General features: G+C 73.2%; 3 protein-coding genes. 2 read left to right on the forward strand and 1 reads right to left on the reverse strand.

The window, feature by feature from the left end; all coding sequences use genetic code 11:
• Nucleotides 1-48: 48 nt before the first annotated feature.
• Nucleotides 49-768, reverse strand: a complete 720-nt coding sequence (locus tag ACFWN1_RS32800) for a transglycosylase family protein (protein ID WP_384370256.1) — start codon at nucleotides 766-768, stop codon at nucleotides 49-51.
• Between the two features lie 537 nt (nucleotides 769-1,305).
• Here ACFWN1_RS32800 and ACFWN1_RS32805 point away from each other — a divergent pair.
• Together ACFWN1_RS32805 and ACFWN1_RS32810 are read left to right on the forward strand one after the other, a co-directional pair.
• A complete protein-coding gene (locus ACFWN1_RS32805; RefSeq protein ID WP_384370259.1) occupies nucleotides 1,306-2,091 on the forward strand; it encodes a hypothetical protein in 786 nt (261 codons plus the stop codon).
• A gap of 201 nt (nucleotides 2,092-2,292) precedes the next feature.
• Complete coding sequence (locus ACFWN1_RS32810) at nucleotides 2,293-2,682, forward strand: hypothetical protein (protein ID WP_384370262.1); 390 nt, start codon at nucleotides 2,293-2,295, stop codon at nucleotides 2,680-2,682.
• The last annotated feature ends 30 nt before the right edge of the window (nucleotides 2,683-2,712 follow it).

Below are 2,712 nucleotides of genomic sequence, written 5' to 3' on the forward strand. Positions count from 1 at the left end.
CCGCCCCAGGGAGGGCGGCGGCCGTGACCGTCGGGGCGAGGCCTCGCGTCAGAGCGCGAGCTGCTGCCCCGGCACGATCAGGTTGGGGTCGTCGCCGATGACGGACCGGTTGGTGGCGTAGACCCGCTGCCAGCTCACGCCGTGCCGGGCGGCGATGGTGCTCAGCGTGTCACCCTCGCGGACGGTGTAGCCGCCCCGGTGGGCGCCGCGGTCGGCGTGGGTCGTCGCCGGGCGCTGCGGGGCCTGGGCGGACCGGGTCTGAGTGGACGGGGTGGGCGCGGACCGGGTGGGCGCGGACCGGGCCGGAGCGGACCGGGTGGGCGCGGACTTCCTCGTCACGCCCTTGTCGGTACCGCTCCCGGTACCGGTCGCCGAGGCGCTGGACGGTGCCGAGCCGGAGGCCCCCGCGCGGCCCGAGCAGACCGGCCAGGCTCCCCAGCCCTGGGCCCGCTGGACCCTGGACGCCACGGCGATCTGCGCGCCTCTCGACGCCTGGTCGGCGGTGGCGGCATAGGCGCCGCCACCGTAGGCACGCCACGTACCGGCGGAGAACTGGAGTCCGCCGTAGTAGCCGTTGCCGGTGTTGATGTGCCAGTTGCCGCCGCTCTCGCACTGGGCGATGCGGTCCCAGACCCCGTTGTCCGCCGCCCGCACCTCTCCGGAGGCTGCCAGCAGCCCCAGCGGGGCGAGCAGCGCGGCCCCGGCGAGGGCGGCCGTCGTACGGCCCTTACGGGCGGTCGAACGGGTCGTATCGGCACACTCGGACATGCAGTTCCCTCTCCACGAACCCGGGCTCCCCCTGAGCGGGGCGCGTCTCGCCGCGTCGGACCGCGGTTCCTCGCGCCCGCCCCGTCCACCGGTCGCCGGCGCCACGGCCCTGTCGGACCCGGCGCCGGGCGGCGGACTGCCCGAGCGGTGCTAGTTGCACACGGCGAAGAAATCTAAGGAGGACAGGTGCCGCATTTCAACAACACACCGTCAGAGCAGGCCAGTTCACGGTTACCGTAGGTATCGGCGATTTCCGGCCAACCACTTCATACGGTTATGTCAGCACTTGTCGACCATGGGCGACGTTCACCTGTGATTCACATCACCCGTTCAAGTTCCTGACATGTGTGCGGAGTTGACGGGGAGTGGCAGATTCCGTGCCGAAAGTGACCCTGTGCGGCGGCCGGTTCCATTCCGTTCCCCCTGGGGCGTGACCCCCACCACAGGACGCCCGTTGTCTTCAGCATGAGCCCGCGATCCCAAGGCTCAGCGACCGGGAGCCACCCGGCCGACCGCGCGCATCCCGAGGGAGCCACCGTGCCGCGCATGCTCGACGTCAGTGACGCCGTACGCGCCGAGATCGGCGACGAAGAAGCCGACCGGCTGCTCGCCGGAGAGACCGCTCCGGGCAGTTACGACTGCACGTCCTGCCGCACTCCGGGGGACTCCGGCCAGGAACGCACCAGCACCGTCCTGTTCGTCGGTGACGAGACCGCCGTCCTCGCCTTCGCCCACGCGGGCTGTCTGCCCTCGCAGGTCGTACAGGTCACCGAGGAGCAGTTGCAGGGCGCCGTCCGCTCCATCGGCGGCGAGGAGGCCCCCGAGGAGTCCCTCCGGCAGCAGGTGGCCGAGCCAGCCGTGCTCGGGGTGACCAGCGGACTGGTGCTGATCGAGGGCGAGTTGCACCCAGCGCTCGTGGTCGAGCCGACCGCGCCCATCGCACGCCCCGGCGCCACCGGGGGCGGTGACGACTTCCTGCCGCTCCTCATCGAGCAGGGCTTCATGCCCATGAGCGCCCTGGCCGCCGTCCCGCCGGTGCTGCACGGCTGGTCGGTGCTGCTGGCCGTGGGCCAGCTGCACGCGGTGCTCCAGCCGGGTCCGCACGGCAGCCAGCCGGTGGCCTGGTGGCAGGCGCACCAGCCGCTCCAGGTCACGGACAGCTGGCGGGCCGCCGCCAACAAGCACCAGCAGGTGCTGATGTTCGCGGCCCCGGTCGGCTCCATCGGCCGCCAGCCCCGCGAGGACCTGCTGCGTGACGCGCTGGACAAGGCCGCCGCCAACGGCCGGCTGGTCGCGGCCGCACTACCGCTCGCCGGCACCTGAGACCAGCACCTGAGACCAGCACCTGGCACCGGCACCTGAGACCGGCACCCGGGGCCGACACCTGACACCACCTCCCCCGCGCACCCAGCCGTGCCGGTCCCCCGCCTCCGGGGCCGGCCCGGCCCGCCGTGCTGTCCGGCGCGCCCCCGAAGGCCCCTCCCGGGGCCGCATCTCTTCGGGGGCACCGTCGTTGGGACATACGTGCACCCATACGACACTCCGCCCCGCCGGCCCGCCCTGTCCCCCGTCCCCGTCGCCCGGTCCGGCCAGGAGAACTCCGGCGGCCCCTCGCCCACGCCGATCTACGACACGCTGTACGCGGAGTGGGTCAAGAGCTTCCGTACGCTGCCCTTCGACCGCAGCGGTGAGGAGAGCCTCGATTTCACCGCCTTCGGGAACCTCCCGCAGAGCACGGGCTCGTTCGGCGGGCACCGGCCGGGGTCGTTCAGCAGCTCCTACAGCGCCTACAGCGCTGGGGCGTACAGCGCGCGGCAGCAGTCCCAGTGGCAGCGGATCGGCACGATCGGGCGGGACCGGCCGGACGGCGACGGCCCGGCGGCGCTCCCCCCGGCCCCGCGCCAGGGCAGCTGAGCCGGAAGCGGAAGGGCGGCCCGTCTCCAC

This window comes from Streptomyces sp. NPDC058459, from assembly GCF_042721685.1.
In the GTDB taxonomy this organism is placed as follows: Bacteria; Actinomycetota; Actinomycetes; order Streptomycetales; family Streptomycetaceae; genus Streptomyces.